Source organism: Ciceribacter ferrooxidans (assembly GCF_004137355.1).
GTDB lineage: Bacteria > Pseudomonadota > Alphaproteobacteria > Rhizobiales > Rhizobiaceae > Allorhizobium > Allorhizobium ferrooxidans.
The window spans coordinates 13437-35718 of record NZ_SDVB01000050.1 but is presented as its reverse complement, the minus strand read 5'-3'; the positions used below and the strand labels follow the sequence as shown (position 1 = coordinate 35718).

General features: G+C 68.9%; 24 protein-coding genes and 1 pseudogene. 1 reads left to right on the top strand and 24 read right to left on the bottom strand.

The annotated features are described in order from the left end of the window. Positions 1-160 precede the first annotated feature (160 nt). The 16 genes and pseudogenes from EUU22_RS01370 to EUU22_RS01295 all read right to left on the bottom strand — a co-directional run bounded on the left by EUU22_RS01370 (position 161) and on the right by EUU22_RS01295 (position 14521). Positions 161-2149, bottom strand: coding sequence for a heme lyase CcmF/NrfE family subunit (locus EUU22_RS01370; RefSeq protein ID WP_129330331.1), 1989 nt, complete (start codon positions 2147-2149; stop codon positions 161-163). Then, the gene (gene ccmE, locus EUU22_RS01365) at positions 2146-2598 is read right to left on the bottom strand and encodes a cytochrome c maturation protein CcmE (RefSeq protein ID WP_129330330.1); all 453 of its coding nucleotides are present in this window, start codon (positions 2596-2598) and stop codon (positions 2146-2148) included. Before ccmE ends, EUU22_RS01370 begins: the two co-directional genes overlap by 4 nt. Then, a complete protein-coding gene (gene ccmI / locus EUU22_RS01360; protein ID WP_129330329.1) occupies positions 2595-3722 on the bottom strand; it encodes a c-type cytochrome biogenesis protein CcmI in 1128 nt (375 codons plus the stop codon). Before ccmI ends, ccmE begins: the two co-directional genes overlap by 4 nt. 118 nt (positions 3723-3840) lie before the next feature. Further along, complete coding sequence (locus tag EUU22_RS01355) at positions 3841-4239, bottom strand: RT0821/Lpp0805 family surface protein (RefSeq protein ID WP_129330328.1); 399 nt, start codon at positions 4237-4239, stop codon at positions 3841-3843. A 104-nt stretch (positions 4240-4343) separates the two neighbouring features. Then, on the bottom strand, positions 4344-5741 hold the full coding sequence (locus tag EUU22_RS01350) for a sensor histidine kinase (protein ID WP_129330327.1): 1398 nt from the start codon (positions 5739-5741) through the stop codon (positions 4344-4346). After that, positions 5731-6402 carry a response regulator transcription factor gene (locus EUU22_RS01345; protein ID WP_129330326.1) on the bottom strand — a complete coding sequence of 224 codons (672 nt, stop codon included), beginning with the start codon at positions 6400-6402 and terminating at the stop codon, positions 5731-5733. The genes EUU22_RS01350 and EUU22_RS01345 overlap by 11 nt, the downstream gene beginning before the upstream one ends. A 78-nt stretch (positions 6403-6480) precedes the next feature. Continuing rightward, positions 6481-6789, bottom strand: coding sequence for a hypothetical protein (locus tag EUU22_RS01340; RefSeq protein ID WP_129330325.1), 309 nt, complete (start codon positions 6787-6789; stop codon positions 6481-6483). A 92-nt stretch (positions 6790-6881) separates the two neighbouring features. Then, positions 6882-7100 (bottom strand): hypothetical protein, encoded by a 219-nt coding sequence (locus EUU22_RS01335; protein ID WP_342635395.1) that lies wholly within the window; start codon positions 7098-7100, stop codon positions 6882-6884. Positions 7101-7129: 29 nt separating this feature from the next. Then, positions 7130-10957, bottom strand: a pseudogene (locus EUU22_RS01330) (baseplate multidomain protein megatron). A gap of 3 nt (positions 10958-10960) precedes the next feature. Beyond that, a complete protein-coding gene (locus EUU22_RS01325; RefSeq protein ID WP_129330324.1) occupies positions 10961-11395 on the bottom strand; it encodes an NlpC/P60 family protein in 435 nt (144 codons plus the stop codon). Positions 11396-11413: 18 nt separating this feature from the next. Further along, the gene (locus EUU22_RS01320; protein ID WP_129330323.1) at positions 11414-12292 is read right to left on the bottom strand and encodes a phage/gene transfer agent baseplate hub protein; all 879 of its coding nucleotides are present in this window, start codon (positions 12290-12292) and stop codon (positions 11414-11416) included. After that, positions 12289-12921, bottom strand: a complete 633-nt coding sequence (locus EUU22_RS01315; protein WP_129330322.1) for a DUF2460 domain-containing protein — start codon at positions 12919-12921, stop codon at positions 12289-12291. Before EUU22_RS01315 ends, EUU22_RS01320 begins: the two co-directional genes overlap by 4 nt. Before the next feature lie 34 nt (positions 12922-12955). Then, entirely contained in the window at positions 12956-13531 is a 576-nt protein-coding gene (locus EUU22_RS01310; RefSeq protein WP_129330321.1) for a phage tail tape measure protein, read from the bottom strand. Continuing rightward, positions 13528-13761, bottom strand: coding sequence for a rcc01693 family protein (locus EUU22_RS01305; protein ID WP_280956454.1), 234 nt, complete (start codon positions 13759-13761; stop codon positions 13528-13530). Before EUU22_RS01305 ends, EUU22_RS01310 begins: the two co-directional genes overlap by 4 nt. Next, positions 13758-14114, bottom strand: a complete 357-nt coding sequence (locus EUU22_RS01300) for a gene transfer agent family protein (protein WP_129330319.1) — start codon at positions 14112-14114, stop codon at positions 13758-13760. Before EUU22_RS01300 ends, EUU22_RS01305 begins: the two co-directional genes overlap by 4 nt. Then, on the bottom strand, positions 14114-14521 hold the full coding sequence (locus EUU22_RS01295) for a phage major tail protein, TP901-1 family (RefSeq protein ID WP_129330318.1): 408 nt from the start codon (positions 14519-14521) through the stop codon (positions 14114-14116). The genes EUU22_RS01300 and EUU22_RS01295 overlap by 1 nt, the downstream gene beginning before the upstream one ends. Positions 14522-15179: 658 nt before the next feature. Between EUU22_RS01295 and EUU22_RS01290 the strand changes: the two genes are divergently transcribed. Next, on the top strand, positions 15180-16391 hold the full coding sequence (locus EUU22_RS01290; protein WP_129330317.1) for an MFS transporter: 1212 nt from the start codon (positions 15180-15182) through the stop codon (positions 16389-16391). Positions 16392-16714: 323 nt separating this feature from the next. Here EUU22_RS01290 and EUU22_RS01285 read toward each other — a convergent pair whose 3' ends face one another. From EUU22_RS01285 to EUU22_RS01255, 8 genes are all read right to left on the bottom strand, one after another. Further along, the gene (locus tag EUU22_RS01285; RefSeq protein WP_129330316.1) at positions 16715-17110 is read right to left on the bottom strand and encodes a DUF3168 domain-containing protein; all 396 of its coding nucleotides are present in this window, start codon (positions 17108-17110) and stop codon (positions 16715-16717) included. Beyond that, positions 17094-17243 carry a hypothetical protein gene (locus EUU22_RS25115; protein ID WP_165351031.1) on the bottom strand — a complete coding sequence of 50 codons (150 nt, stop codon included), beginning with the start codon at positions 17241-17243 and terminating at the stop codon, positions 17094-17096. Before EUU22_RS25115 ends, EUU22_RS01285 begins: the two co-directional genes overlap by 17 nt. After that, entirely contained in the window at positions 17240-17575 is a 336-nt protein-coding gene (locus tag EUU22_RS01280) for a phage head closure protein (protein WP_129330315.1), read from the bottom strand. The genes EUU22_RS25115 and EUU22_RS01280 overlap by 4 nt, the downstream gene beginning before the upstream one ends. Beyond that, entirely contained in the window at positions 17575-18144 is a 570-nt protein-coding gene (locus EUU22_RS01275; RefSeq protein WP_129330314.1) for a head-tail connector protein, read from the bottom strand. The genes EUU22_RS01280 and EUU22_RS01275 overlap by 1 nt, the downstream gene beginning before the upstream one ends. A gap of 270 nt (positions 18145-18414) precedes the next feature. Continuing rightward, entirely contained in the window at positions 18415-19719 is a 1305-nt protein-coding gene (locus EUU22_RS01270; protein WP_129330313.1) for a phage major capsid protein, read from the bottom strand. A 6-nt stretch (positions 19720-19725) separates the two neighbouring features. Continuing rightward, positions 19726-20346, bottom strand: a complete 621-nt coding sequence (locus EUU22_RS01265) for an HK97 family phage prohead protease (protein WP_129330312.1) — start codon at positions 20344-20346, stop codon at positions 19726-19728. Positions 20347-20406: 60 nt separating this feature from the next. Next, positions 20407-20724 (bottom strand): DUF6107 family protein, encoded by a 318-nt coding sequence (locus tag EUU22_RS01260; protein WP_129330311.1) that lies wholly within the window; start codon positions 20722-20724, stop codon positions 20407-20409. A gap of 206 nt (positions 20725-20930) precedes the next feature. Beyond that, complete coding sequence (locus tag EUU22_RS01255; protein ID WP_129330310.1) at positions 20931-22100, bottom strand: phage portal protein; 1170 nt, start codon at positions 22098-22100, stop codon at positions 20931-20933. Between the last annotated feature and the right edge of the window lie 182 nt (positions 22101-22282).

Genomic DNA, 22282 nt, shown 5'->3' with positions numbered 1-22282 from the left:
CCAAAACCCCCTCTGGCCTGCCGGCCATCTCCCCCACAAGGGGGGAGAAGACGCGCGGCAATGCTCTGCGCCCACGTCAACAGCCAGCGGAGGCGGCAAAGCCCCTCCCCCCTGTGGGGAGGGGTTGGGGAGGGGTTTGTCAGCGTATGAACCGTTCCCGTCATTCCGCAGCCTCCAGCGCCACCTTGACCGGCTTCGTCCGGCGGGTCGGTGCGCCGACGCGCAGCCGCCGGTCGGAGAGCGAAACGAAGCCGCCCACCATCATGATGAGGGCACCGATCCAGATGCAGAGAATGAAGGGTTTCCACCAGACGCGCACGACGATGCCGCCCTCGGCCATCGGATCGCCGAGCGAGACGTAGAGCTGGCTGGTACCGAAGCTGCGGATGCCGGCCTCGGTGGTGGGCATCCGCCGCGCCGTGTAGAGCCGCTTCGAGGACCAAACCTCGCCCATCGCGACGCCGCCCTTGCCGAGCGTGAAATGTGCCCGGTCTTCGGTGAAGTTCGGGCCCTTCGCCGCCATCATCCGGTCGAAGGTGACGGTGTAGCCGCCCGCCTCCACCGTCATGCCGGGCTTCATCTCGCTGACCGTCTCCGTCTCGAAGGTCGTCACCGCGACGATGCCGAGCACCGTCACACCGAAGCCGAGATGGGCGAGCGCCGTGCCGAAGGCCGAGCGCGGCAGGCCCGCGAGGCGCCGGAAGGCAACCGACGCCGACACCTTGTTGAAGCCAGCGCGGTACCAGAGGTCGGCGAGCGCGCCGAAGACGATGAAGAAGCCGGCGGCGAGCCCGAAGACGGCGAGCACCGGGCCACCGTGCTGGACGTAGAAAAGGATGACGGCCGCGACGAGCGCGAGGCCCGCCGCCGCGTAGAGCCGCTGGAACGCACCGAGCAGGTCGCCGCGCTTCCAGGCGAGCATCGGCCCGAAGGGCATTGCGACGAGGAGCGGCGCCATCAGGAGACCGAAGGTCAGGTTGAAGAAGGGCGCGCCGACCGAGATCTTGTCGCCGGTCAGCGTTTCGAGGAGCAGCGGATAGAGCGTGCCGACGAGCACCGTCGCCGCGGACACGGTCAGGATCAGGTTGTTGAGGACGAGCGCTCCTTCCCGCGAGATCGGCGCGAAGAGCCCGCCCGATTTCAGCGCCGGCGCCCGCAAGGCAAAGAGCGTGAACGCCCCGCCGATAAAGACCGTCAGGATGCCGAGGATGAAGATGCCGCGGCTCGGATCGGTCGCGAACGCATGCACCGAGGTCAGCACCCCGGAACGCACGAGGAAGGTGCCGAGCAGCGACAGCGAGAAGGCGAGGATCGCAAGCAGCACGGTCCAGATCTTCAGCGCCTCGCGCTTTTCCATGACCAGCGCGGAATGCAGGAGTGCGGTGCCGGCGAGCCAGGGCATGAAGGAGGCGTTTTCGACCGGGTCCCAGAACCACCAACCGCCCCAGCCGAGCTCGTAATAGGCCCAGTAGGAGCCCATGGCGATGCCGGCGGTCAGGAAGGTCCAGGCGGCGAGCGTCCAGGGCCGCACCCAACGCGCCCAGGCGGCATCGATGCGCCCGTCGATGAGGGCGGCGATCGCGAAGGAGAAGCAGACGGAGAAGCCGACATAGCCGAGATAGAGGAGCGGCGGATGGATGGCGAGGCCGACGTCCTGCAGCACCGGGTTGAGGTCCTTTCCTTCCGCCGGTGCCGGCGCGAGGCGGATGAAGGGATTGGAGGTGAGCAGGATGAACAGGGTAAAGGCGGTGGCGATCCAGGCCTGCACGGCGAGCACGTTCGCCTTCAGTCTCTGCGGCAGGTTGGCACCGAAGAAGGCGACCATGGCGCTGAAGAAGCTGAGGATCAAAAGCCACAGCATCATCGAGCCCTCGTGGTTCCCCCAGACGGCCGAGAAGCGGTAGACGTCGGGAAGCAGCGAGTGCGAGTTCTGCCAGACGTTCTGCACCGAGAAGTCGGAGACCATGTAGGCGTAGCTCAGCGCCCCGAAGGAGAGCACGACGAGCCCGAACATCGCGAGCGTACCCGTCGTTGCGACGCCCATCAGCGCGGTATCGCCGCGCTTCGCGCCGATCACCGGCAGAACAGAGACGACGATCGCCGTCGCAAGCGCCAGCACCAGTGCGTAGTGCCCGAGTTCGATGATCATTTCACCGTCTCCTTGCCGCTCAGTTCGACGCCCTGCGCCTTCAGGCGGTCGGCGACGTCCTTCGGCATGTAGGTCTCGTCGTGCTTGGCGAGCACCGTGTCGGCGACGAAGACCGGATCGCCCGCGACGAAGGCACCTTCGGCGACCACGCCCTGCCCTTCGCGGAAGAGATCCGGCAGGATGCCGGTATAGGTGACGGGCACCGTGCCGATCGTGTCGGTGATGGTGAAGGTCACGGTCGACCCATCGCCGCGCTTGACCGACCCCGTCTCGACGAGGCCGCCGAGCCGGATGCGCGTTCCCGGCGGCACCTTGACGGTGGCGAGATCGCCCGGCACGTAGAAATAGGCGACCGACTGGCTGAAGGCGAACATCACCAGCAGCACGGCGGCGACGATGAAGCCCACGCCGCCGGCAATCACGGCCAGTCTCTTTTGTTTGCGGGTCATTTCAGTGCTTCCTCCACCGGCAGGCCGAGCTCGCGGGCCATCGCGATCAGTTGCTGGCCTTCCTGCCCCTCCGCGGGGAAGGCCGCGAGCGCGGATTTCAGCGCCGTGACGGCGTTCTCCGGCTCCTTCAGCATCGCGTAGGACCGGACAAGACGCATCCAGCCTTCGAAATTGTTCGGGTTTTCCTTGAGCTTGGCATCGAGCCCGGCGACCATGCCGCGGATCATCTCCATGCGGTCGCCCGTCGACATGCCTTGGGCTGCGGCGACGTCGGCCGCCGTCGGGTTGCCCGGCGCCTCGGGCTTCGCCTCGCCGCTGTTTGCCGCGATGTGCTCGTTGACCAGCGGCAGCCAGGGCGCGTCGGCCGGGGAAGCCTTCACGATCGCCTCGAAGGAGGCACGGGCCTCCTCGCGCTTGCCTTCCTGCTCGAGCGACAGCGCGATGTAGAAGGCGGCGCGCAGATTGGTGCTGCCGAGCCTCACCGCCTCCTCGAAGGCGGCGCGGGCGTCGGCCGTGACGATGCCGTCGTTTTCCGCCGTCATCGTCTCGCCCAGCCCGATCATCCGCTCCGGGCTCTGCCCAAGCAGGCGGATCGCGTTGCGGTAGGCGAGCTCGGCATCGCCGTAGCGCGACATCTTGAAGTAGATCGGTGCGAGCACGTCCCAGCCCGCACCATCGTCCGGGTTCTGGGCGAGGTGCCGTTCCACCTTGGCGACCAGCAGTTCGAGATTGTTGCCGGGGTTTGCGAGCCGTGCCGCGAGCGGCTCGGAAGGCATTCCGGGGCTGCCGGTCAGCGTGTAGAGCCCGAGCCCGATTGCCGGAAGGCAGACGATGATGAAGGCCTGCGCCAGCAGGTGCCGGCCGGATCTCGCTTCCTTGCCGGCCTTCGCCTCGGCCGACGCGGCGAGGAGGCGCCGGCCGATCTCGGCGCGGGCGTAATCCGCTTCCTCGCCGCCGATCAGCCCGAGCTTCTTGTCGCGTTCGAGTTCGCGCAGCTGGTCGCGGTAGACAGCGGCCTCCCCGACCGCGTCCTCGACAAGGACGGTACGGCCGCGAAAGAGCGGCCCGAGAAGGACGACGGCCGTGACGGCCGTCAGCAAGGCGGTGGCGATCCAGAACAACATGAGAACCCAATTACTGTATGCCGGGCGACAATCCAACCGGCAAACGGACGATGACGCACATTTGAGGCGTTTCGCCGCAACGCATGTCCTACGGGATCGGCGGCGCTCCAGCCTTGACTTATGTCAAGGGCGTCCAGGTGCCGTTCGGGTTACGGCAGGCCGCGCCGCGCACTTCCGTCTCGTTGCCCTTCACCTTCAGCTTGTGGGTGTACTGGCGACAGTTCTGCTGGCCGACCTGATAGGGGGCGGCGGCGATCACCTGGCCGGAAATGTCGTTGCCCTTCCAGGCCACCGGCTGGCCGCCGGGTGCAGCCTCCAGCGCACGGTATTCGGCTTCGAGGGCACGCTGCGTCTGGCTGTTCGACAGCTCGACGCCCGAACGGGCGACGATGCCACCCTGCAGTGCGGAGATATAGAGGGCCGATGCGGAGCCCTTGCCGCCCGTGGTTGCACAGGACGACAGTGCCACGGCGGCAAGCGTCGCCGTCACCGCGATACGAAAGCGCGTATTTCCCATGTCCCCGGCCCGACCTCTTTCGACCACCCTCAATATACTCTCTCTTAGCTGCGGCAGCCACGTGGCATCATTGTGACAGCCTTCTTTTTTCACGGAAATTCGCCTCACGCAATGTCCCTCGTGACGGCCGGAAGCACCAATCGCGCCCGCAATCCGCCACGCGCACCGCGCGAGAGTCCGAATGCCCCCTGATATTCGGAGGCGATCTCGTTGACGATCGAAAGCCCGAGCCCGGTGCCCGGCTTGCTCTCGTCCAGCCGCCGTCCGCGTTTCAGCGCCTCGACGATCTCGCCGGGTTCCAGTCCCGGTCCGTCGTCCTCGACGGTCACCTCGATCCAGTTGCGGCGCGTCACGCCCTCGCCGGGCTCGTGGCCCTCGGCCGGGCCGGCAGTGACGACCACGGTTGCGGCCGCGAAACGGGCGGCATTTTCCAGCAGGTTGCCGACCGTCTCCTCGACGTCCTGCTGCTCCATCGCGAGCACCAGCCCGGGCGCCAGCTTCAACTCGAAGCGGGTATCCGGGTTCAGCCGTCGCATCACGCGGATCAGCCGTTCGAGCGTCGGCTCGAATTCCGTGCGCGCCAGCACCGATTCGCGCTGGGCGGCAATCCGGGCGCGGTTGAGGTAGGTGGAAACCTGGCTCTGCATCGCCTCGGCCTGCGCGGTGACGACGCTCGCCTGCGATTTCGGCAGCGCCCGCGCCTCGTTGAGCAGCACGGCGATCGGCGTCTTCAGCGAATGGGCGAGATTGCCGACCTGCATGCGGGCGCGCTCGACGATACGCCGGTTGCTGTCGATCAGCGCGTTGATCTCGTTTGCGAGCGGCTGGATCTCGCGGGGAAAGACGCCCTCGATCCGTTCCGCCTCGCCGGCGCGAATCCGCTCCAGCGCCCGGCGGGCGCGCTCCAGCGGCTTAAGCCCGTAGAGAATGGCAAGACCGTTGACGATGAGGCCACCGAGGCCGATCAGGGCAAGACCGGTATAGAGCCTCGTGGTGAAGAAGCGGACATCCTCCTCGACGACGTCGAGGTTTCCCGAGACGCGAAAGCGCGCCGCCCGGCCGTTGGCGTCGAGCACCACTTCCGTCTCGGCGACCCTCAGATGGTTCCCGTAGGGGTCGGTCATCGGATAGAAGCGTTCGTAATGATCGTCGAAGGGGACGGTATTGATGTCCGGCACCGGCAGGTCGGTGAGGCCGAGCGAGGTCGAGGCGAGCGGTGCCGTGCTGAAATTGCCGAGCGGCTCGACCAGCCAGTACCAGCCGGTCTTCGGCTGAGAGAAACGCAGGTCGCCGAGTTCGGGACTGCCGGCGAGGCTGTCGCCGTCGCCGATCGAGACGGAATTGATGACGTTGTAGAGCTGGGCGCGCAGCAGGTTGTTGAAGCCGCGCTCGGTGCCCTGCCGGTAGAGCGCCGAGATCACCACCGCCATGGTCACGAGTGCGACCGCCGACCACGCCGTGGCCAGCAGCAACACCCTTACGGTCAGCGACCTAGCGCGCATCTTTTGGCGCTTGCATCCGGTAGCCGAGACCGCGCACCGTCTCGATCAGGTCGAGGCCGATCTTCTTGCGCAGACGCCCGACGAAGACCTCGATGGTATTGGAATCGCGATCGAAATCCTGATCGTAGAGATGCTCGACGAGTTCCGAGCGGGATACCACCTCGCCCATGTGGTGCATGAGGTAGGAAAGCAGCCGGTACTCGTGCGAGGTGAGCTTGAGTTGCGTGCCGGAGACGCTCGCCTTCGACGCCTTGGTGTCGAGGCGGACCGGGCCGCAGACGATCTCGGAAGAGGCGTGCCCCGCCGCGCGGCGGATGAGCGCGCGGATGCGCGCGAGCACCTCCTCCACGTGGAAGGGCTTGGCGACGTAGTCGTCGGCGCCGGCGTCGATGCCGGCCACCTTGTCGCTCCAGCGGTCGCGGGCCGTCAGGATCAGCACCGGCATCACGCGGCCTGCGGCACGCCACTTTTCCAGCACGGTCAGGCCGTCCATTTCCGGCAGGCCGATGTCGAGGATCACCGCGTCATAGGGTTCGGTGTCGCCGAGGAAGTGCCCCTCCTCGCCGTCCAACGCCTTGTCGACGACGTAGCCCGCCTCTTCCAGCGCTTCGACGAGCTGCCGATTGAGATTAACGTCGTCCTCGACGACCAGAATGCGCATGCTGCCAGTCCCTCTCCGTCTTGTCCGGCCGGCCGCGTCCCCCGCGCCCGGCTCAGGCCGTCGCCTGCCTCGTGCGCCTTACTGTGAAACCCGCATCGTGACCTTGCGCGGGCGTTCGTTGCCGCTGCCGGGGATCAGCACCGTCACCACGCATGTGCCGCCGGAACTGCGAACCGACAGCACCTGCCCGCCGAGTTCCGCCGCTGCCTGGGCCGCGGCCCCGTAGCAGTCGGTGCCACCACGGCTGCCGCCGTCGTTGCCGCCGTTACCGTTGCCCTGCGCCTGGGCGAGAACCACCGGCGCCGGGGCGGTCGCGACTGCCGCCTCCGGCGCGGGCATCGCCGCAAGGCCGGAGGCAAGGCTCGCTATGATCAGGAATGATGCCATGGACTACTACTTCCGAAAGATATTCGTTGTTGTGAAGTATTTACCCGACAGCATCTGAATGGCAAATGAATGCGGCGGACAACTTCCGTTTATCACCCGCCGATCACCTTCTTCGCCGAAAGCCTGCCGTAGATCGCCAGCAGCCCGCCGAAGGAGCCGACCAGCGAGACGATCGCGTCGGCGAGTTCGCCTTGTTCGGCAAGCCCCACATCCACGCCCTTGACGCGCAGCACCGAGGCGCCGATCGCGATCAGCGCGCCCCATACGGTCTTCGACTGATACCACGGCTTGTATTCGACAATCTCGGACATCGTCTTCTCTCCTTCTTCTAAGGTTTCGTTCAAAGCAAAAGGACGGCCTCCGCGGCGATGCCGTCGACCACGCGCCGGCCGAGCTGGCGCACCCTGACCGCCAGACTTTCGACCGGACCGCCGAAATCGGCGGCCTCGTCCGCGGCCGTGTAGGTGTGGCGCGGCGCCGCCGTCTCGACCGTGCGCCTCACCGCGCCGCCGGCGAGGATTTCCAGCCGGTAGCGCTCCTCCGCCTCGTCGAGCGGGATTTCCGCCGCTTCCCAGTCGTCGGCATCGATCCGCCCGCGGCGGACCCAGGTGATCTCGATGTTCCCTCCCACAAGCCTGCGGCCGGCGAGATGCACCGGCGCGAGCGGCGTCAGCGCCCTGCGTCCGCCGGCAAAGGAAAACGGCCCGGCCGGCGCCGCGGCCATGCCGACCGCCTCGGCAATATAGTTGAGCGGTCGCCCTGCCTCGTCGGAGGCAAGCCCGACCGGCGGCACCGCCGCGTCGAGCGCGACCACCCGTGCCCCCGCCGGCGCCCCTGCGACCATCGCATCCTCGCTGCCGCCGAGCCCGCGCAACAGCCGCGTCAGCCGCCAGCGGCCAGAGGCGATCTCTTCCGCGCCGGCAAAGGCGATCACTTCCCACACGCCGGACGCGGAGCGGACGGCGAGCCGGTTGGCGCCGTTCAGCACCGCAAGCGTCGAGGCCGAGGCGAAGCTTCCGTAGGCAAGGTCGAGGGTGATCGCGTGTGCGCCGTCGAAGCGGCCGGTGACGCCGGCCTCCAGGGCTTCGGCAAGCCGGCCGAGCGTCGCCGGACGGTCGAGCACCACCCGAAGGGCGTAGCCTTCGTTCTCCACCGAAGAGGAGATCGCAATCCGCCGCCACGGCCGCGCGAAGGCCGCGACACGGGCGAAATCCTCGTCGTGTCCCGCCGCGTAGCGCGGCGGGTCGAGGAATTCGACGGCGGGCGCGAAACCGTCGGATGCGGGATTGGAAACGTCGCGGCCGGGACCCGCGGCGACCGGCACGGAAAACCCGCCGTCGGCGAGCTCGCTCAGCGTCAGGCGCCGGGCCGGCCCGTCCTCGCATTCGGAGATCACGAACCGGCCGTCGGGTCCCTCCGCAAAGGCCAGCACATCCCCCGGCATGAAGGCGAGCGCGTTCGGGCCGAGCGCCGTTTCGAGCGACCGACGTTCGGCGCGGTGCTAGCGGAGCAGCGCCTCGGCGGCGGCAAGTGCGGTCTCCTCGGAAAGTGCGGCAGAAAGGTCGAGCGACAGCACCCGGCTGGTCGCCGCCGGCGCCCGTCGCGAGCGGGCGCTCGCCTCGGCGTAGTCGGCCGCCGCGTCGTAGAAGGTGAGGATCGCCTCGCCGGCGAAGTCGCTGTCATGGCCGCGGCGTTCGCGCCAGAGCGGCTCGTCATCGAGATCGGCAAGCACGTCCACGCGCACCGCCGGCAGGCTCGCCTCGTCGCGCGAGCGGAAGCGCAGCACGCCACCGTCCTCGATAACGTCGATGCGGAAGGCCTCGGCGAGCGGCTCGATCAGGCTGCGGGCAGACGCCACGTCCGCCTGCACATAGCCGCCGAGATCGCCCGCCACCGCCGAGACGTCGTAACCGGCAAGGCCGTGGTCCTCGCAGATCGCGCCGATCACGTCGGCGACCGTGCCTGCCCCGAGCCGGCCGTTCAGCCAATGCCCGGTGCGCCAGTTGCCGCCGTCCGACCAGAGTGCGAGATTGCCCGGAAAGGCCGGATAGGGCCGCGCGTCCCAGGCCCAGAGATAGATGCGGGCCGGATCGACCATCCCGGCCGGTACCGCGGCGTCTCCCCAGTGGTCGTAATGGGCGGAGAGGAACCGCCGCTGCACGGCGTCGGCGCGCAGTCCGCGGGAATGATGGGGCAACCCGCCCTCGGCCGATTTCGGATCGCCGAAGACGTTCGGCTGGTTGGCACCGCGATCGATCGCCGGGCAGCCGAGTTCGGTGAACCAGACCGGTTTTTCCCGCGGCGTCCAGGCGGTCGGCACGGATTTCTCCACTCCCGCCACCCGGTCGAAATGCCGGTTCGACCACCAGCCCTCGATGTCCTTCACCCGGAACACCCAGGACTTCGCCGCGGCCCCGTCGGTGATCGGCGTGCGGAGGCGCTCCGCCCGGTCCGCCGCACTCGCATAATACCAGTCGTAGCCCTCACCGCCGGTGATCTGCCGGGCCATCGCCGCCGTGTCCGCCGCCAGCCGGAAGCCGTCGGGGTTCTCTGCGGCCAGGTCCTCGTCCCGCCAGTCGGAGAGCGGCATGTAATTGTCGATCCCGACGGCGTCGATTGCCGGCGAGGCCCAGAGCGGGTCGAGATGGAAGAAATGATCGCCGGAACCGTCCGCCGGATGGTAGCCCGAATATTCGCTCCAGTCGGCACCGTAGGTGATCTTCGTCGCTGGCCCGAGGATCGCCCGGACATCGCCGGCAAGCGCCGCGAGCGCTTCCACGAAGGGAAAGGCGCCGGTTTCGTCGCGGACCGTCGTCAGCCCCTTCAGTTCCGATCCGATCAGGAAGGCGTCGACACCGCCCGCGGCCTTCGCGAGCAGCGCACAGTGCAGCACCATGCGGCGGTAGCCCTCGTCGGCGCCGTGCCAGGTGACGCTATCCCCGGAGACGGTGAAATCCGCCTCCGTCGCCGCGCCGCAGAAGGCCGCGATGGCCGTTCCTGCCGCCGCCGTCCGGTCGGTGGCCGGGGGACAGGTGATCCGTCCGCGCCAGGGATAGGCCGCCTGCTCCGCCCCGCCGTGCGGGTCCGGCAGGCCGTTGCCGGCCGGAATGTCCATCATCATCAGCGGATAGAGCGTCACCTTCAGCCCGCGCGCCGCAAGGTCGCGGATTGCCTCGACGACGCTCGCGTCGCTAGGCGTGCCGCCATAGGCCGGGCCGCCGTCGTGCAGCGAGACGACATGGGCCGCGCTGCGCCCGATGCCTGCGACCCGCCAGGGCCGGCTCTCGCCGCTTCGTGCGACGACTTCCACGCCCGGCACCACCCGGCAATCCCCGGCCCGGAGGTCCGTGCCGAACCAGGTGACGACCAGCGCCACGCTTTCGAGATTGGGACAGAGCGCCTGCAATTCGTCGATCGAGGCCTGCCAGTCGGTCTCCGCCGTCAGCGTGTTGCGGTTGAGGATGCGGGCGCTGCCCTCGCCCGTCGTCTCGCGAACGGCCACCCCCGCATAGCCGTGCTCGGTCGCGCCGGGGATCACGTTCACCGCGCGGATCTGCCTCTCCAGCGTGCCGACCGGCCGCATCACCTCGAACTGCAGGAGCGGAATGCGGTTGCCGAAATCGTCGAGCGGCAGCCGTTCGAAGACCACATAGGCGAGCCCGCGATAGGCCGGCGCCCTGCCCTCGCCCTGCTTCGCCTCGATCAGCGGATCGGCAAGCTGGGTCATGCTTCCCACATGGACGCGCATCTCGATCTCGCCGAGGTCGAGTTCCTGCCCGTCCGCCCATACCCGCCGGACACCGGCGACCGGCCCCTCGCAGAGCCCGACCGCGATATTGGCGAAATAGCGATAGGTCTTCACCCGCGTGCCGCCGGCCTTGCCGCCGGTCCGCTCAGTCGTCGCTTCCTCCTCGAAGCGGGTCGCCCAGATCAGCGTGCCGCCGATCCGCGTCGTACCGTAGACGCGCGGGATGGCCGTACCCTCGCTCGCGCCGGGGAGCCTTGCGGTCGAAAGCCGCGCACCGCTGACGGTGCTCGTCCCCGAAAGCAGCGCCCGGTCGAGCGCATTGCCGGCGAGCGCCCCGGCCGCCCGCCCGAGAACCGCCCCGAGCGGCCCGAAGATGCCGCCGACGGCGGCACCCGCCGCCTGGAACAGAAGCGTGGCCATGCCTCACCTTTCCGGAAAACGATAGATGCCAGCGATCCGCCGTGCCCATGCGGGCGCAAGCGGCGAGCGCACGACGCCCGCCTGCTCGTAGGCGTGGATGAACCGGCCCCCGGCCGCGAGAATGCCCGCGTGCTTTGCCGAAAACTGCGGCCGGAAGCGGAAGAGCAGGAGGTCACCCGGCACCGCGCTGCCCAGGTCCGCTACCCTCCGGAAATGCCGTTCCGCCGCCGCCGTCAGCCGGTCCTCGCCGCTCCGCTCCGCCCAGTCCGGCGCATAGGGCGGCGGCACTTCCGGCTCGCAGCCGTAGAGCTCGCGCCACACCCCGCGCACCAGCCCGAGGCAGTCGCAGCCGACACCGCGGAGCGACGCCTGATGGCGATAGGGCGTGCCGATCCAGCCCTCGGCGCAGGCGAGCGCCGCCTCGGTGATCGCAGACATCGAGCCTCTCCTTCGGTGCTAGTCGAACAGCGGCCCGCCGTCGTGCAGGCTCTCGCCGCTCACGTAGGAATAGGCGAAGTCGCTGCCCGGCATGTGCGGGAAGCCTTGAAAATTCAGTTGGTTGGAGAATTTTCCCCGACAGGTCGAAAAGGCTTTGTCGCAGCCGACCGAAACCATCACCGCCTCTCCCGCCGCGGGCAGCGCCTCGAGCGGCAGCCAGAGCGAAAGCGCCGTGCCGCCCGCCACCGCCCGGCTCTCCTCGACGAGCGCCGTCGTCCCGTCGGCGAGCGTCAGGCTGCCCAGCCGGAAATGCCCGTCGGCGAAGGCTTCGAGCCCGCTCACCAGCAGCCGGTCGCGGGCGGGCACCGCCGTCACTACCGCTTGCCCCCGCCGTCCGGGCGCCGAGAGATCGACGCCGCAGCGCCGGTCGCCAAGGGTCGCGTCGCAACGGCGGTTGTAGATCCGCCCCGTCTCCTGCGAGAGCCGGTGGGCGAAGCTCCGGAGTTCCGCAGTGAATGCGCCCGCCGCCCGCGAGACCTCGCCGATCTCCTGCACTTTCAGGAGCAGTGCCCCCTCCGGCGCCTGCCAGTTCACCTTGAAGACCTCGACCCGCGCGCCGTCATAGCGCCCGGCGGCGAGATCCGCCTCCGTCACCGCCTCGCTCGAAAAGCCGCCGGTCACCTCGCTCGCGGGTGCCGCCAGCCCCTTTTCCTCACGCATCTCGCTCGCCTCAAAGCCGCTCGCCGCCTGGTAGCGCGTGCCGCCGAAATCGAGCGCCTCGTCATGGTCGGTGAAGCCGAGCACCACCCCGTCGCGCCGCGTCACCCGCCAGCAATGGCAGAGCGTCGTCGCGTCACCCTCAAGATGCGCGGCAAGCGCCGGCGAAATCTCTCTCATGGCAGCACCTCAACCAGCGGGATCGCCGGAATGCGCCCGGCATTGAAGGCTTCGAGGTTCACCTCGATCCGGTCGATGTCGAAGCGCACCGGCACGTCGAATTCGAAGCCGGCCGTCACCCGCACACCGGTAGCCGGCGCGGCGTCGAACGTCACGATCCCGGTCGCCGCATCGCAGGCGACGCCCGCCCCCGCTTGCGCCCCGCCGATCCCGACGAGAACGGTGCCGGCGACCGGCTTTTCGATCCACCGCCGCCATTCCCCGCCCGCGTCGCCATAGGTCTTCCGAAGCGGGAACGTCCGCGTCTCGCCGTCCCCCGTGCCGATCTCCTGGTCAAAGGCGGTGATTGCCGCCCCCGGCGGGCCGGAGCGGTGGTCGAGCGGATCGCGGAAGCGGAAGCCGTAGAGCGCGCCGCTCCGCGCCTCGAAGAAGGCGAGCACCGCGTAGAGATCGCCGACCGAGCGGATGCCGGAGCCGGCGTCGTAGCGCCGTCGCGAATTGCGCCAGCGGGCGTTCCGTGCCTCGCGCCCATTGGAAAGGCTGGTGATGTCGACGCGCCTCTCCGGCCCGCCGCTCGTCGAGAGCGAGAGCCGCATCGGGAAGCGCACCTCGTGAAATCCGCCGGCCATCCTCTCCTCCCTGTCATATCATCGAGACTTGGTATCAGAGGTTCCGCCGGCCGCGCGCGACGCTGCGCGCCAGCATGGCGGTCACCTGCCCCTCGCTCTTGCGAAAACTCTCGGCATCGTTCGCCGTCACGTTGAAGACGATCTGCGTCGTGCCGCCGCCACCCGAGACACCGAGCGTGCCGTCGGGCCCGCGCTTCAGCGGCAGTACCGCCTCCGTGCCCGCCTCGCCCATCAGCCCGAGGTCGCCGCCCATCGGAAAATAGGTCGGCGCCGAGACGACCCCGCCTGCGGCAAAGGGCGTCACCCGCCCCGGCACGCCGCCGTCGGCGAAGGCGAAGAGCGAACCGAGCCCGTCTGCGAGCCCCGCCGTCAGCGACGAGACGAGCGTGTCGAGCGGCTTCAGCCCCGCCGACAGCGCCACACCCGCCAGCCGTTCGCCGACGGCCTTGAGCGTATCCTCGAGCCCCTTGCCGCCGAGTGTGGCGCTCTTCAGCGCCCCCGTCAGTGCCGCGCCGAACCCCTGCGAGCGTCGCTCCAGATCGTCTAGCACGCCGATTGCCGCCGACGCATCGAGCGCCAGCCCGAAGGTCACCGTCTCGTCCTCGTTCATCGCTTCTTCTCCTCATCGGGAAAACGGCGCATCAGCGCCTCGAACCCGGCGCGTGCGAGCAGGGGTACGGCCGGCGCGAAGGCGCCGGTCATCGCTGCGAACTCGCGGGGCGAGAGCCGCCAGAAATCGTCGGGATCGAGCCGCAGGAGGCCGAGGCCGGTATGCATCGCCGCCCGCCAAGGAAAGGCGGCCGTCGGACCGTTATTCGTCCCCTCGCCTGCGGCTCTCAGCGCTCCGGGCGTGTGCCCTCCTCGTCGAGGAAGGTCGCCGTCAGCAGGTCTCGGACGAGCGCTGCCGTCGCACCGACGCCGCCGTCGATCGCCATCTCGGCCACCTCCTCGTCGGAGAAGCGGTTGCCGCCGCCGCGAAGCCCGGCGCCGATGATGCGGATCAGGTCGTCCGCCTTCAGTTTCCCCTCGGAAAACCGTCCGGCGAGATCCGCGAGGCTCTCGGCCCTGAAGGCCGTCTCGAGTTCCGCCAGCGCCCCGAGCGTCAGGCAGAGAATGCGCCTCTCGCCGTCGATCACCGCCTCGACCTCGCCGCGCCGGCGGTTCGCCCGCCGGACCGTCACGCCCGCACCCATCAGAACGCCCCGAAAGCGAGCGGACCCGCCGATTCGAGCGCCAGGTCGAAGGTCAGCTCCCCGTCATGGGCGCCGGCATATTCGAGCGCGGTGATCTGGAAGGGTCCGGAAACCGTCCCGAAATCGGGGATCACCACCTGCCAGGCGAGGATCGTCCCGTCGAAGAAGGCCGCCCGCACCAGCGCGTCAGAAGTCTGGTCCTTGAAGAGGCCACTGCCGGAGAGCGAGGCGCGCTGCACGCCCGCACCCCCGAGCAGCTCGCGCCAGCGCCCGGCGCTCTCGGCATCCGTCACGTCGACCGTCTCGGCGTTGAAGGCGAGCTTCTTCGACCGCAACCCCGCGACCGTCGCATACCCGCTGCCGTCATGGACCTTCAACAGCAGGTCCTTGCCCTTCTGTGCCACCATGGCCTCGTTCCTTTCGGTTGTTGGATTGTCGCGGGGGGCGCCGCGGGTTGCCCCCCTCTCCCCCGGTGGGAGAGGAAGCGATTTCGGCATCTTAGCTTCAGCTAAGTGCCAGAAATCGCCGGTGAGGGGGATATGAGGCGACCGCCCCCTCACTTGGAATTTCTAACGCTTAGCTTTCAGCTAAGATGTTGAAATTCCATTCTCCCCCACCAAGGGGGGAGAAAGAACCTCGTCCGCCGTCATGCCGGGCCCGACCCGGCATCCAGCCGCGCGATGTCCATCGCGCGGGGAGAGTCTTTCGATTTCAGCGGACATGTATTCTTTCGGCTCGCCGACGCTCGCCGGCTGGATGCCGGATCATCCTCGGGTTTAACCCGAGGACGGGCATGACGGAGGCGATGCATGTCCACCCGATCTCCCCCCTTGTGGGGGAGATGTCACGAAGTGACAGAGGGGGTGAACCCCCAGTCTCGGCGCGTGCAGTGATACCCCCTCTGCCCTGCCGGGCATCTCCCCCACAAGGGGGGAGATCGGCAAGCGGGCACGGCCCCGGCGTTCCCAACACGGGTCACGCCCCTTCACCCCTCAACAATTGCATCTTCCGCTTGCACCGCCCGTCCTCTATGGTCGCGGCAGTCTTCCCGCCCGCCGGTTCCCCATGTCCCTTTCCGCCTCGCTCCGTTCGCCCCGCACCGGGCTCGTCGCCCTGCTGTCGGTCACCCAGATCGTCGGCTGGGGGACGAGTTTCGAAATGCCGGGCGTGCTCGGACGGCCGATCGCCGCGGGCCTCGGCCTTGCGAACGAGGTCGTCTTCCTCGGCCTCACCGTGATGATGCTGACCATGGCCGCCGCCGGCCCCTGGACGGGCCGGCTCATCGAGCGCCATGGCGCGGCGCGCGTCCTTGCCGCCGGCTCCGCACTCCTCGGGCTCGGCCTTCTCGGCCTCAGCCTCTGCCAGGGTGTCACCGCCTATTTCGCCGCCTGGCTGGTGCTCGGTCTCGGCGGTGCCTTCGGCCTTTCGGTGCCGACCTATGCCGCCGTCGTCGAACGGGAGGGCGCAAACGCCAAGCGCAGCATCGCCGTGCTGATGATCTTCACCGGCCTCTCGTCCGCCGTCTGCTGGCCGCTCCTCGGCCTCCTCGAACAGCAATACGGCTGGCGGCTCACCCTGCAACTCGCCGCCGCCTTCCATCTTCTCGTCTGCCTGCCGGCGCATCTCTTCCTGCTGCCGCGGCCAGCCGCCCGCAGCGCCGCAGAGGCCGCCGCCGCGCGGGCCGAACCGCTGCCGCTCGGAGAGCGCGAGGCGCGGCTCGCCTTCCTGCTGATTGCGCTTGCAATCACCCTCGTCACCCTCGTCAGCTTCGGTGTGTCGCCGTCGCTGATCCGGATGCTCGAACTCTCCGGCGCCTCGCCGTTGCTCGCTTTGCAGCTCGGGTCGCTCCGCTCGGTCTTCGGCATCACCGCGCGGACCGTCGATCTCCTGCTCGGGCGGCGCAGCTCGCCGCTCACCACCTTCTTCGCCGGCCTCGGCCTGATTGCCGTGTCCATGGTTGTCCTGCTTCTCTACGGCGGTGCGGGTCCGGCGATCGTCTTCGTCGTCCTCTACGGCTTCGGCACCGGCGTCGTCACCGTCGCCCGGGCGCTGATGCCGCTCGTCTTCTTCTCGCCGGACCGCTTCGCCCGCCAGTCGGCCCGGCTGTCCCTGCCGCAGAACCTCGCGAGCGCCGCCGCCCCGGTGCTGATGACCGCCGTCCTCGACCGGCAGGGGCTCACCGCCGTGCTTTTTCTGTGCCTCGGGCTTTCCGTCGCCGCGCTTGCCGCGCTCCTGCTGCTCGCCCGCATCGCCCGCCGGGCACGTCAGGCAAGGTGAGGGACGTACCCCTCCCAACCGCCGTCATGCCGGGCCCGACCCGGCATCCAGTCGCGCGATGTCCATCGCGCGGGGAGACTCTTTCGATTTCAGCGGACAAGTATTCTTTCGGCTCGCCGACGCACGCCGGCTGGATGCCGGATCAAGTCCGGCATGACGGTGGTGATGTACGATCCGCCCGACCTCCTCACGGCCCCTCACCCCGACCGCCTCCCCGCAAGCGGGGCGAGGGAACGGTCGCGGCGGTGCCACGAGTCCCTTCTCCCCGCCCGCGGGGAGAAGGTGGCGGCAGCCGGATGAGGGGCAATCCTGTCAGTCCCCCCTCACTCCAGCACCGCGCGAAACCGCATCTCCACCACGTAGAGCCGCGTCGCCGCCGCCCGCCGGCTTGTCGTGCGGCGATGGGCGAGCGAGACGAGCCGGACACCCGCGAGCACAAGGTCGGCATCGTCGAGCAGTTCCCGCACGCGACCCGCGATCTCCTCCGCCTCGCGGCGGCCGGTCGCCGACCAGGCCTCGAAGTCGAGGAGGCATTCGAGCCCGTCCTCGCTCGCCGTGCCGTAGGCGCGCGTCTCGACCGCACCCGTCGCCAGACAGGGCAGCGTGCCCGCATCTCGTCGCCGGTCGACGATGCCGTCCGGCCCGAGAAGGGCGGCAAGCGCCGCGTCGCCCGAAAGCCGCGCATGCACCACCTGCAAAAGCTCATTGACCGGCGCCATCGCCGCCCTCCCCGTCCTTTTGGGCGTCGGCCGTCTCCCGCGCCTTCGCCGTGCGCGCGGCAATCGCCGCCGCAAGCGCCCGCGTCAGCGCCTCCCTGAAATCCCGGTAGGTCGTCTGCAATGCGAACTTCATCGCCCCTCCTCCCGGCAGCGGCAGAGGAGATAGCGGCCGCTCTCGTCCGGATCGTGCGCCGTCTCCACGACAAAGACCCGCCCGCCCTTGACGAGCCGCATGCCGGACGAAACGTCGCCGCGGTGGCGCATCCAGATCGCGTGGGTGATCGTCACCCGGCCGCCGCCCGCCTCCTCACCCGCGAGCGCCGTGACCGGCTCGATCCGCGCCCAGAGGCTCGCGACCGCGCTCCAGGTGCGGTTCGCGCCGCCCTGCCCGTCGGGACTTTCCAAGGGCGCCTCCAGCGTCAGCCGCGCCGTCAGCCCGCCGGGGTCGAAGGCCGCCGTCGCCATCAGAGCCTCCGCCGGGCAAACGGCGCCACCAGCCGGTCGTAACCGGCCGGGATCGCCGCCGGCTGGTCGGCCGGGGCGACGGCGCCGCGATAGCAAAACATCAGCGCCACATGCATCAGCATGGCGCGCTTCAGCGTGTCCGGCACGTCCGCCCCAGTATCGCCGAAGCCGGCGCGAAAATCGATCTCGATGCCGTTGAGCGCCCGGCCGGGCGCCGGCGGATCGCGCAGCCAGAGCCGCGCCGGCCGGCTCTCGCCGTCGAGCAGGTGGTCTTGAAGCGATACGTGAAGCGGGTTTCCGTCGCCGTCATAGACGGTCACGCTTTCAATGGCTTGCACCGGCCCCCTGTCAATCTGAATCACGCCGCCCGCCGGCCACGCGTCGCAGTAGAGCCGGTGCGTCTGCGTGATCAGCATCAGGCCGGTCTGGCGTTCCAGATGCTCGCGCGCCACCGTCACGAGGCCGGCAAGCAGGCCGTCCTCCCCGGCGTCATCGAGGCGCAGATGCGCCTTCACCTCGGCAAGCGTCAGCGGCTCCGCCGCCGGCGGAGTGATCAGGGCATAGGTCATGGGAGCTCCCTTCGAGAGCGAGTAGCGAATAGCGAATAGGGAATAGGCAGTAGGCAGTGGGCAGTGGCAAAACGCGTCCGTCCGATCTCCCCCCTTGTGGGGGAGATGTCGGCGCAGCCGACAGAGGGGGTGCCCCCAATCTCGGCGCTTCGTTGGCGCACCCCCTCTGCCCTGCCGGGCATCTCCCCCACAAGGGGGGAGATCGACCCGCGGCCGGCGCACTGCCCGCTGCCCGCTGCCCACCGCCCACTGCCTACTGCCGCGTCCGGACTACCCGAACTTCACCAGCTTGATGGCCTCGAAATTCTGCACCCCGCCGCCGACGCGCTTGGTGGTGTAGAAGAGCACGTAGGGTTTGGCGGAATAGGGATCGCGCAGGATACGCACCCCGGTGCGGTCGACGACGAGATAGCCGGCGCGGAAGTCACCGAAGGCGATCGACAGCGCGTCCGCCGCGATATCCGGCATGTCCTCGGCCTCCGTTACCGGAAAGCCCATCAGCGCCGCCGCCTGGCCGGCCGCCGCCGGCGGCTGCCAGAGATAGTTGCCGTCGGCGTCCTTGAACTTGCGGATCTCGCCCTGGGTGCGGCGGTTCATCACGAAATGGGCGTTCTGCCGGTGGCCGGCCTTCAGCGCGTAGATCGCCGAAATCAGCACGTCGGAGGCGCCGCTCGCGGCAAAGCCGCCCGCCACCCCGGTTCCGACATGGCCGATGCTGCCCCAGGCCCAGTTCGCCTCAGCGACCGTGCCGTAGCTCAAGAACCCCTTCGGCCGGTTCACCCCGTCGCCGGAAACGAAGGCCGCGCCCTCCTGCTCGGCAAAGGCCACGTCCACCTCGCCGGAGATCCACGCCTCGATGTCGACCGCCGCGTCGTCGAGCAGCGCTTGCGTCGCCGCCGGCATGGCATAGAGCTCCATGGTCGGGAAGGTGAGCTCGGCAAGCTCCGGGGTCGCCGTCTGCGGCCTTACTGCCGTCTCCGCCACCCAGCCAGAGGCCATGCCCGCCGGCGCGAACGGCTTCTTCAGCACCGCGCCGGAGACCTGCCGCACGGTCGCAAGCGCCCGGATCGGCGAGACGGAGGCAAGCCGGCGGCCGATCTCGGTATCGGTTTCCGGCGGCACCAGATAGCCGCCGTCGCCGGGGACGCCGGCCGAAAGCGCCTTGGCCCCCAGCTCGCGCAGCCCCGTCTCGTCGCCGCGGCGGATATAGCTCTCGAAGGCTGCCTTCAGCTCGGCCGCTTCCGCGCCGGCCATCCCGCCGGCCGCACCGCCGCCCGTCCGTTCGAGCGGCGGGCGCAGTTTCTTGATGATGAGCTGGTCGAGAAGCCGCCCCTGCTCGTCCATCGCCCGGTTGATGCGCTCCACCTTGTCGCGGGTGACCGTGTCGGCGGTGAGCTTGCGCTCGACCTCCGAAAGTCGCTGGTCGTTCGCCTCGCGGAAGGCCTCGAAGGCCTGCATGAAATCCTCGAAGGCCGCCGAGACCGTGTCCGGCACCGCCTTCACCTCCGGGGCCGCACGCCCCGGCACGCCGCCCTTTTCCGCCGCACCCGTCCCGTTCGCCTGGTTCTCGTTCATCGCCTCTCATCCTTCGTTGACGTTGCTGGATCTGAAATTGCCGGCCGCCATCCGCCGGGCCGCCCGCCGCATCAGGCGGACGAGTTCGGTCTCCCGGTCGCGGAAGAACCGCGCATTCTTGACGTTCGAAACCCGCGCCGAGGGCTGCATCGGAAAGGTCACGACGGAGATTTCCCAGAGATCGGCCTCGAGGATGCGGCGAATACCGCTTGCCCGGTCGCTCTTCGCCCGCACGGTGCGAAAGCCGATCGACAGCCCGTCGAGCGCGCCGCTCTTCAAGAGCGCATGCACCTCGCGGGCGCGCGCCACGCCCTTGGCAAGCTCACCCTCGACATAGAGGCCGCGGCCGTCCTCGCGGATCACCCGCCAGGCGCCGATCGGCTCGGCCGGATCGTGCTGGTAGAGCATCCGCACGCCGCCCGGTCCCCGCGCCGCCAGCGAATGGCCGAATGCGCCCGGCATCACCACGTCGCGACCGAGGTCCACCTCGCCGAACACGCTGGCATAGCCGGAAAAGACGCCGTCGCCGGTCACGCCGGCCAGCGTCAGGCTCGCGAATTTCTGGGTGAGCGACACCGGGTCACGATAGGCCGGGCCGCGACTGGCCTGCCCGCGATAGGCACGCATCGGCATTCTCCTTCGATCGATGGAATGAGTGTGGACGGTCGACCGTGACCGGCGTCCGCGCTACCCGCTCGGGCGGCCGCCGCGGTCGAGGAAGCGGACCAGCAGGCCGAGGCTCCACCACGCGAGAAGGCTCGCGGCGGTTGCGCCGGCGAGCACGATGTCCTCCGGCGAAAGCCTCGCCAGCAGGTCGAGTTTCTGGGCGAGCCAGAGCCCCGCCGGATCGCCGAAGATCAGCCCGCAGGCGAGCCCGGTGAGAAAACGTCCGGCCGCTTCCTGCCTGCCCTTCGGCAGCATGTAGACGAGCGAGATCGCCGACCCGGCGAGGGCGCCGAGCACCTTCGCGGTGAACTGCGCGCCGTCCTGGCTCCAGTCGGTCATTTTATTAACCTCTTCTAATTAAACTGGGATCTGCGTCGCCTCGGTCCCCTGCAGGCGCGAAAGCGCTCCTCGTGCGCCGCATGAAGAGCGCGCGAATTGCCGAACCGGATGAATCCCTTGGCGGGCGTTCCTGCGATTTCGATTCCGCTTCTTCAGAGACCGATTCAAGCTCTTCGCGGATCGCTTGAGGACGCTCCCGGACCGCCTCAGTCCGTCCCCGGTCCGTAGCCGACAGCCGCCCGCTTCTCCGCGTCGGAGAGGAAGTCCGCACCGCCGAGCCGCGCCCAGAGCGCGTCCCGTTCGGCGGCGAGGCCGGCCACCTGGTCGAGGTCGGGGGCAAGCGTCAGCGCCTCGCCGAAGAGGCCGGAGAGGAAGCCGGAAAAGCTCTTCGCCGTGCGGTTGACGAGCGGCAGCACGGTCAGCCGGAAGAAGGCGCGGTTCGCCTCCTGGTAGTTGGCATAGGTATTGTCGCCGGGAATGCCGAGCAGCATCGGCGGCACGCCGAAGGCGAGCGCCACGTCGCGCGCCGCGCCGTTCCGCGCCTCGACGAAATCCATGTCACGGGGCGAGAGCCCCATCGATTTCCAGTCGAGCCCGCCTTCGAGCAGCAGCGGCCGCCCCGCCCGCATCGGCCCGGAATAGCCCTCGTCCAGCTCCCGCTTCAGCCGCTCGTACTGGTCCGGCGCGAGATTGCCGCCCTCCTTCGGCTGGTAGACGAGCGCGCCGGAGGGCCGGGCGGAATTGTCGAGCAGCGCCTTGTTCCAGCGCGCCGCGGCATTGTGCAGATCGAGCGCCACCTGCGCTGCGGCAAGCGGCGGAAAGCCGAGATGATCATCGAGCGGATGGAAGAGTTTGAGGTGCAGAAGCGCGCCCTCGCCTTCCGCCGCGATCCGCCGCACCTGGGCACCGGCGCGGTATTCATAGGCCTCCGGCCAGCCGTCGCGGCCCGCCACCACGCTCACCCTGTCAGGCCGGAGCAGGTGCAGTTCCGCCGCCCGCCCGCCAATGACCAGCGGCTCGACGAAGGCATTGCCGGAAAGCAGGAGGTGGCCGTAGAGCGCCTCCAGAAAATCCGCCCCGCCGGTGCGCCCGTTCGGCCGCGCCATCAGCGTCAGCGCCGGATGCTCGCCGACCTCGCTCTCGCCATCATAGAGCAGCCACGGCACGGCGGCGGCGGCTTCCGAAATCAGCCGCACCGTGCGGTGGGCAACCGGGTTCCTCATGAAGCCCTCGCGGGCGAGCGTGCCGTAGGAGCGCCCGCTCCACTGCGCCCGCCCCTCGCCGGCGACCAGCGCCAGCCCGCCGACAGCCTTCCGTTCGGCCACGGCTCCCTCACCCGCCGCGGCTCCCCACGGCAGTCGAAACGGCAATCTCATCGGATTTTTCCTGTTGTTTGGTGCGGACGATGGGCGTTTCTCCCCCTCGGTGGGGGAGAATGGAATTTCAACACCTTAGCTGAAAGCTAAGTGTTAGAAATTCCAAGTGAGGGGGTCGGTGTCGAGCCGCCGCATGTCCCCCCTTGTAAGCAGAAGAACGCCGGCAGGGCAGAGGGGGGTAT